The organism is Burkholderia sp. Ac-20365, assembly GCF_017104715.1.
GTDB lineage: Bacteria > Pseudomonadota > Gammaproteobacteria > Burkholderiales > Burkholderiaceae > Paraburkholderia.
Genome location: NZ_JAAGPI010000009.1, coordinates 297,074 through 304,899, shown reverse-complemented (window position 1 = coordinate 304,899; position 7,826 = coordinate 297,074). Strand labels below are relative to the sequence as shown.

At 64.3% G+C, this 7,826-nt stretch carries 5 protein-coding genes; 2 read left to right on the top strand and 3 right to left on the bottom strand.

The window, feature by feature from the left end; all coding sequences use genetic code 11:
* The coding region (locus G3O01_RS45350) for a pseudouridine synthase (RefSeq protein WP_241024059.1) at positions 1 to 1,921 on the top strand (1,921 nt) is incomplete at its 5' end.
* An 83-nt stretch (positions 1,922 to 2,004) separates the two neighbouring features.
* Here the strand turns inward: G3O01_RS45350 and def are convergent.
* Positions 2,005 to 2,538, bottom strand: coding sequence for a peptide deformylase (gene def, locus G3O01_RS18935; RefSeq protein WP_007580570.1), 534 nt, complete (start codon positions 2,536 to 2,538; stop codon positions 2,005 to 2,007).
* A complete protein-coding gene (gene ligA / locus G3O01_RS18930; protein WP_205806657.1) occupies positions 2,535 to 4,586 on the bottom strand; it encodes an NAD-dependent DNA ligase LigA in 2,052 nt (683 codons plus the stop codon). The genes def and ligA overlap by 4 nt, the downstream gene beginning before the upstream one ends.
* Positions 4,587 to 4,835: 249 nt before the next feature.
* Between ligA and G3O01_RS18925 the strand changes: the two genes are divergently transcribed.
* Positions 4,836 to 5,666, top strand: a complete 831-nt coding sequence (locus G3O01_RS18925; RefSeq protein WP_205806656.1) for a hypothetical protein — start codon at positions 4,836 to 4,838, stop codon at positions 5,664 to 5,666.
* An 806-nt stretch (positions 5,667 to 6,472) separates the two neighbouring features.
* On the opposite strand, the gene G3O01_RS18920 is transcribed toward G3O01_RS18925, so the two are convergent.
* A complete protein-coding gene (locus G3O01_RS18920; RefSeq protein WP_205806655.1) occupies positions 6,473 to 7,711 on the bottom strand; it encodes a cell division protein ZipA C-terminal FtsZ-binding domain-containing protein in 1,239 nt (412 codons plus the stop codon).
* Positions 7,712 to 7,826: the final 115 nt, after the last annotated feature.

The window sequence follows — 7,826 nt, the reverse complement described above, 5'->3', positions numbered from 1 at the left end:
TGACGGCGGCGACACCGGGCGGCGCCCCGCTGGCAAGACGGCGGGCGCGACGGGCGAGCGCCGCGGACCGTCGGCGGGTGCACGTGAAGGGGCATCCCCGCGCTTCGGTGATCGTCCTGCCCGCGCATCGGGCGCTGGTTCGCGCGAACGTGGCGATTCCGATTCGTTCGAACGCCGCTCGACGGGTGACCGTCCGGCGCGAAAGGAAGGCGCCGGCGCAAGTGGTGGTTTCCGTCGTGACGCCGGTGATCGGGCCGAACGACGCACGCCGTCGGATCGTCCTTCGCGAGGCACCGCATCGGCGGAGGAACGTGCACCGCGCTTTTCACGTGACGGCGACGAACGCCGTAGCGCTCCGCGTTTCTCTCGTGATGGCGACGAACGCCGCGCACCTCGCGCCCCGCGCGAAGGTGATGAACGCCGCAGCGCGCCGCGTTTCTCCCGTGACGGCGACGAACGCCGCGCGCCTCGTGCTCCGCGGGAAGGCGACGAGCGCCGCAGTGCACCGCGTTTCTCCCGTGACGGCGACGAACGTCGCGCACCTCGTGCTCCGCGGGAAGGCGATGAACGCCGCAGCGCGCCGCGTTTCTCCCGTGACGGTGACGAACGACGCAGCGCACCGCGCTTCTCCCGTGACGGCGATGAACGCCGCGCACCTCGCGCCCCGCGCGAAGGTGACGAACGTCGTAGCGCGCCGCGCTTCTCTCGTGATGGCGACGAACGCCGCGCACCTCGCGCCCCGCGCGAAGGTGACGAACGTCGTAGCGCGCCGCGCTTCTCCCGTGACGGCGACGAACGCCGTAGCGCTCCGCGCGAACGCAGCAGCGAATCTTCGCGCCCGCGCTTCTCCGGCGAGCGCGACGGATCCGCCGAACGTCGTCCGCGTGGCGAAGGCGCACCGCGCCGCAGTCGCAGCGACGACACGCAAGCTGGCGGCGAACGCACCTACGCAAAGCCCGCGAAGGCCGCGTACGGCGAGCGCACCGACGACGCCGCGCCAAAAGCAGCGCCTCGCGCCACCAAGGCCAAACGCGATACGCGCGCGATCGAAGACAGCTTCGATCGTCCGGCGCGCTTCGACCGCCCGGCTGAAAAAACCGTGCGCAAGGCCCGCCCGACCGCCGCACCGAGACAGCGCGACGAGGGCGAATACAACGACGCGCCCGGCAATCTGCGCCTGTCGAAGCTGATGTCCGAACTCGGCCTGTGCTCGCGCCGCGAAGCGGACGAATGGATCGAGAAGGGCTGGGTCACGGTGGACGGCGTGGTCATCGATACGCTCGGCACGAAGGTTCGTCCCGACGCCGACATCCAGATCGACCCTGCCGCACAGGCGATGCAACTCAAGCAGGTGACGATCCTCATCCACAAGCCGGTCGGCTTTGTGTCGGGTCAGGCGGAAGATGGTTACGAGCCGGCCGTGACGCTCGTCAAACCCGAGAACCGCTGGGAAGGCGATCACACGGATCTCCGTTTCTCGGTCGCGCATCTACGCCAGCTCGCGCCAGCGGGCCGCCTCGACATCGATTCGACGGGGTTGCTGGTGCTCACGCAGGATGGCCGCATTGCGAAGCAACTGATCGGCGGGCATTCGGACATCGACAAGGAATACCTGGTGCGCGTCGCATACGGCGATGTCGAAACGGACGTCGAGCACGCGTTCCCCGCTGAGAGCCTCGCGCAGCTGTGCCATGGCCTCGAACTCGACGGCGTGCCGCTCAAGCCTGCGCTGGTCAGCTGGCAAAACGGCGAGCAACTGCGCTTCGTGCTGCGCGAAGGCAAGAAGCGCCAGATTCGCCGCATGTGCGAACTGGTCGGACTGCACGTCGTGGGCCTCAAGCGCGTGCGGATGGGCCACGTGATGCTGGGCGCACTGCCGCCTGGCCAATGGCGTTACCTCGGACCGGACGAATCGTTCTAAGTGCCGTCGCGCTGCCTTTGCAGCGCGCAATCGACACGAAAAAGCCCGCTCGCGCGGGCTTTTTTCTTATCAACGCCTGAACCTCAGTCGTCCGATTTCGGATCGAGGTCAGGGAACAGCACCTCGGTAAAGCCGAACTTTGAAAAGTCCGTAATTCGCATCGGGTACAGCTTGCCGATCAGGTGATCGCACTCATGCTGAACGACGCGCGCATGAAAGCCCTCGGCGACGCGATCGATCGGTTTGCCGAACTGATCGAAGCCGTGATAACGGATCATCGACAGACGGCTCACCGCGCCGCGCAACCCCGGCACCGATAGACAACCCTCCCAGCCCTCTTCCGTATCGAGTGAAACGGGCGTGATGGTGGGGTTGATCAACACCGTTTCCGGCACAGAAGGCGCGTCGGGATATCGCTCGTTGTGCCCGAAGCCAAAGATCACGACCTGAAGATCGACGCCGATCTGCGGCGCGGCAAGACCTGCGCCGTTGGCGTCGTGCATCGTCTCGAACATATCGCGCACGAGTTCGTGCAGTTCGGGCGTGTCGAAATGATCGACCGGTTTGGCGATGCGCAAGAGGCGCGGATCGCCCATCTTGAGGATTTCGTGAATCATGTTGTGTGCCCCTCCAGGAGCTTACGCATACCATCTTCGTCGAGCACGGGGATGCCGAGTTCCTCGGCTTTCGCGAGTTTGCTGCCCGCTTCGGCCCCCGCCACCACGTAATCGGTCTTCTTCGACACCGAACCGGCCACTTTCGCGCCGGCCGCTTCCAGCAACTCTTTCGCTTCGTCGCGTCCCATGTTGGGCAGCGTGCCCGTCAGCACGACCGTCTTGCCCGCCAGCACGCCCTGCGGCGCCTTCGGCGCGGGCGGGCCTTCGGGCCACGTTACCTTGCCGGGTGCGCGCAACTGCTCGATGACCGTACGGTTGTGTTCCTCGGCGAAGAACTGATGAATTGCCTCGGCGACGATCGGCCCGACATCGTTCACTTCGAGCAGTTCTTCAACCGACGCGCTCATGATCGGATCGAGCGACCCGAAATGCTTTGCCAGATCCTTCGCCGTCGATTCGCCGACATGCCGGATGCCCAACGCGTAGATGAAACGCGCGAGCGTGGTGTGCTTGGCCTTTTCGAGCGAGTCGATGAGGTTCTGCGCGGACTTATCCGCGAACCGGTCGAGTTCCGCAAGCGTCGCAAAGCCGAGATTGAACAGATCCGCGGGCGTACGCACCAGATTCAGCTCGACCAGTTGATCGATGATCTTTTCGCCCAGACCGTCGATATCGAGCGCGCGGCGCTGCGCGAAATGCCACAGCGCCTGCTTGCGCTGCGCCGGACAGAACAGGCCGCCCGAGCAGCGTGCGATCGCTTCGTCAGGCAGACGTTCGATTGCGGAACCGCACACCGGGCATTCCGTCGGCATCACGAATTCCGCCGCGTCTGGCGGACGCCGGTCGAGCAGCGCGCCGACCACTTCGGGAATCACATCGCCCGCGCGCCGCACGATCACGGTGTCGCCGATGCGGATGTCCTTGCGGCGCACTTCGTCTTCGTTATGCAGCGTCGCGTTTGTCACGGTCGCGCCGCCGACGAATACGGGCTCGAGCCGCGCGACAGGCGTGATCGCACCGGTGCGGCCGACCTGCACGTCGATGGCGACGAGCTTTGTCAGCGCTTCCTGTGCCGGGAACTTGTGCGCGAGCGCAAAGCGCGGCGCGCGCGAAACGAATCCCAGCGCGTCCTGCTGGTCCCGCCGGTTCACCTTGTAGACGACACCGTCGATGTCGTACGGTAACCCGTCGCGCTTCTCGCCCACCTTGTGGAAGAAATCGAGCAAGCCTTCAGCGCCTTGCACGACGGCGCGTTCGCTGTTCACGGGCAGCCCCATCTCGTCGTACCAGTCGAGCAGTTCGCCGTGCGTGGCCGGCATCTCGATACCGTCGAGCACGCCGATCCCATACGCGAAGAACGACAACGGCCGTTGCGCCGTGATCTTCGAATCGAGCTGCCGCAAGCTGCCCGCTGCCGCGTTGCGCGGGTTCGCGAACTCGCGCTGCTCCGCTTCGCGCTGACGCTGGTTCAGCTTGTCGAAATCGCGCTTGAACATCAGCACTTCGCCGCGCACGTCGATCAGCTTCGGCACGCGCTTGCCCTTGAGCTTGAGGGGAATCGAGCGGATGGTGCGCACGTTGCGCGTCACGTCCTCGCCTGTTGCGCCGTCGCCGCGCGTGGCCGCCTGCGTGAACTCGCCATCCACGTAGCGCAGCGAGATGGCGAGGCCATCGAATTTCAGTTCGCATGCGTAGTCGACGGGCGTCTGCTGCAGCGCGTCCGACACGCGCTTGTCAAAGGCAGCGATGTCTTCGTCCGAAAAGCCGTTGTTCAGCGACAGCATCGGCATGTCGTGCACGACTGGCTGAAAGCCGCTCGCCACTTCGCCGCCGACGCGCTGCGTGGGCGAATCCGGCGTGATCAGATCTGAGTGTTCGCTTTCGATCTGCTGCAGTTCCTTGAACAGCCTGTCGTATTCCGCGTCGGGCAGGTCCGGCTGGTCGAGCACGTAGTACGCGTGGTTCGCGCGCTCGAGTTCGGCGCGCAGCCACGACGCCCGCTCGGCGGGTGTGCTGGTTGCAGGATCAGGGACTTTGGTTCGGGACATGCTGTCGGTGTTTCGCGGAAGGTAACGGGATGTCAGATTATCTCAGGAAGCGCTTCCTGTGGCATCGGCCGGATGGCCAGTTTCGTGCGCATTCAAACCGAGACAACGGACTCCTGCAAGCCTTGGCCGAATGGCCAGTTCATGCGCAAGACGTTGACAGCGCGCGGGCCGCAATGCGACCGTGTCGCCTGCCGTCCATCGCGTATCGCCCTTCATGGCGGCACGCATCGACCGGGAGAAACCATCACTATGCCTGCTTTCGCCTTCCGATTTGTCCGTCGCCTGCTGATGCTGCTGACCGCGCTTGCCGTCCTTCGAGCGCCTGTCGCGATGGCGAGCGAACAGGTCATCAATGTGCCGCTCACGCAAGGCGCGTCGATCTCCTATCTGCTCACACAGCAGGACGCCAGCCAGCCGCATTGGGTACTCGTGATGTTTCCAGGCAGCGCGGGCGATCTCGAACTGTCGCAACAGTCCGACGGCACGATCCACATGCGCGAGAAGAACAACTTCCTGATTCGCGCACGCCAACTGTTCGTGGATGGGCAATTCGCGACTGCCATCGTCGATGCGCCGTCCGATCAACCCGACGGCTACTCCGACGCGTTCCGCGCATCGCCGCGCTCAGCGCAGGATCTCGCGCAAGTGGCCGCCAGTCTGCGCGGCCGTTTTCCGCAAGCGAAGCTGGTGTTGATCGGCACCAGTCGCGGCACGATATCGACGGCTTATGTGGGCCGCGCGTTGCCTGACGTATGGGACGCAGTCGTGCATACCTCGACGCTCAGCAGTCCCGCGCGCGGTCAGGCGACGCCGTTGATCGGGTTCGACTACGGCTCGATCCGGCCGCGGCAGCTTTTCGTACAGCACGGCGATGATGGTTGCTTTCTGTGTTCGTACGAGGCGCTCAAACGTATTGCCGATAGCGGTCAGTACGCGCTGATTACCGTGCATGGTGGAGACGTGCGCAGCAAGCCATGTGAAGCGCTGTCGCATCATGGGTTCTATGGCAAGGACGAGGCAGTCGTCGCCGCAATCAAGGCGTGGATCAGCGGCCAACCATGGCCGGATGATGTGGGGTAAGGGTGTTCGCTGCGCGTGCTGTGGTTTTTTTGCTCTTTTGATGGCATCCGCGTGGCGCCTACGCGGTGCGAGCGTTGCCCCTGTGCGGGGCGGCACTTACTTTCTTTGCCGCCGCAAAGAAAGTAAGCAAAGAAAGCAGGCCAACACCGCCCGTTCTCGTGTTTGCCTGAGGGCCCCCAACGGTTCTTATCCTTCACACGGCAACTTCTCAGTCGACGCCCGTTGCCAGCGCTTCGAATAATCGCCTCACCCGCTTCAATCACCCGTAGCGCAGCCAGCGGCAGCGAACGGTTTATCCCGCCCAGGTGGCAAACTGTGTGTAGGTCGTAGCGCTTCATGCGTCGGCGCTCTTACGACACCGATCGTGTTTTTCAGTCCGTAGTGGAGCGCATACGACGCGAAAGCCTACACACAGTTTGCCGCTGTAGAACGTGTGCAATTTGGCAGCGTCTGTGGTAACGCGGGAGTGCGGAGCGGGTGATGAGTCAATTCGAAGCGCTGGCAGCGGGCATCGAGAAGAATGCTGTCGCGGACAGGATGGGGCCGTTGGGGGCTCGTGGGCAATAGCAAGGGCTGGCGGTGTGAGCGGCTTTCTTTTGCCTACGTTTCTTTGCCGCGGCAAAGAAACGTAGGTGCCGCCCCGCACAGGGGCAACGCTAGCAAACCAGAGACAAAACGCGGATGCCAGCGAAAACAAAAGCAAATCAAACGAAGCGTCGCAAGACAAAAACCACCGACACAACGCTAGCGCACCGAACCCAACCCGCGGATGCGAAGAAACATCAAACCCCTCACCCGCACCACACTCACTGACTAAACAACCGCCGCGTAGCCGGCGACCCAGCCGGAATCCCCGCCTGCTCGAGCTTCGCATAAAGCGTCATCAACTGCTTCTCGATCGCGAGCAAGGCACTCTCGGGCAGCGGCCGACGGCCATCGTCCACAACACGTCCGCCGATACGCTCGGCCAGTGACTTCGCGTAATCGCACATCAGCCGGAACGGCAGAATATCCTCATCCGCGACAGGCACGTCGAGCACCAGCGTGATCATCTGGCCACCCTTGTACGTGAGGTCGTCGCGCAGGAAGTTGGTGTCGCCGAACTGCAGCATGAACACGGGGCTCTGCTTCGCGTCGAGCTTGACGAAGCGCGTGCCATCGCGCGACAGCAGCAGCCCGTCTTGCGAGGCTACTGCCTGCACGTAGTTCGCCGACCACGGCGCGCCATCGGACAGCACGTTGATCGACAGTTGCGCGTCGCATTGCGCAGCAAAGCCGTCCAGCTCGCGCGCCATCGACACGGTTTCCATCATGTCGGGGAATTCGGGCGATGCGTCGAGCGCATCGGCGAATTGCTGGACGCCCGTCACGAACTCGGAAAACTCCAGTTCATTGAGCGGGCCGCTGCGGTTCGCAAGCTGCGCAGCCGCGCGCAGGTCTTCATAGCGCACGCCGTTTTGCAGCAGTTCCCACGCGCCGCCGCCTTCCGGCTTGCCTTCGATATGCACCGGCTTGCTGCCCGCGCGGCGCAGACGCTGCGCGAGCGGCAACACCTTGTCGCCTGCGACAGGCGCCGACAGTTTGATCGGCACGATGCAGTCGATACGTCGATCGACGATGGCGGGCGGCGCCGACGAAATCGTCGTGGCGGCGGGCAGGATCGGTTCGTTGCGTTCGTCGTCGGCTGGCGCTTCGGTGACGGGTTGCTCGCCTTCCTCACCTTCAGGGAAGCCGTTCGGCGATGTGTTCTCGGCCTGAATATCAGCGGGTGTATCAAGCGGTGCCGCACCACCGAATGTCGGCTCGACACGCGCGACTTCCGCCGCTTCGCCCGCGTTGGGTTCACGGCGCGTCGTCGGTCGCGCCGGCTCGATGAAGGGGCTCTGCTCTTCGTGGTCGTCCCGTGCGAGCGGTTCCGCTGCGTCGGCAGGCATCGGCCGTGGCATCTTGCGGCGCACCTTCGCGCCCTGCCACGCGTTGTAGACCACCACACCCCCGACTACCACGGCGCCCGCGCCGATCAACCCGAGTGTCAACTCGTCCATGCACGCTCCATCTGCGTTTCTTTTCGTCGCCGTGCGAAGTGCCGGGTTCGCGCGGCTGGCATGCGGCACCGAAGGTGACACACGCCGCCGCTGCGGGCGCCTGCGCGCAGCGAAT

Coding starts and splice junctions, on each gene's coding strand:
- ligA (WP_205806657.1), bottom strand. CDS start 4,586: ATGTCCCGAACCAAAGTCCCTGATCCTGCAACCAGCACACCCGCCGAG.
- G3O01_RS18925 (WP_205806656.1), top strand. CDS start 4,836: ATGCCTGCTTTCGCCTTCCGATTTGTCCGTCGCCTGCTGATGCTGCTG.
- def (WP_007580570.1), bottom strand. CDS start 2,538: ATGATTCACGAAATCCTCAAGATGGGCGATCCGCGCCTCTTGCGCATC.
- G3O01_RS18920 (WP_205806655.1), bottom strand. CDS start 7,711: ATGGACGAGTTGACACTCGGGTTGATCGGCGCGGGCGCCGTGGTAGTC.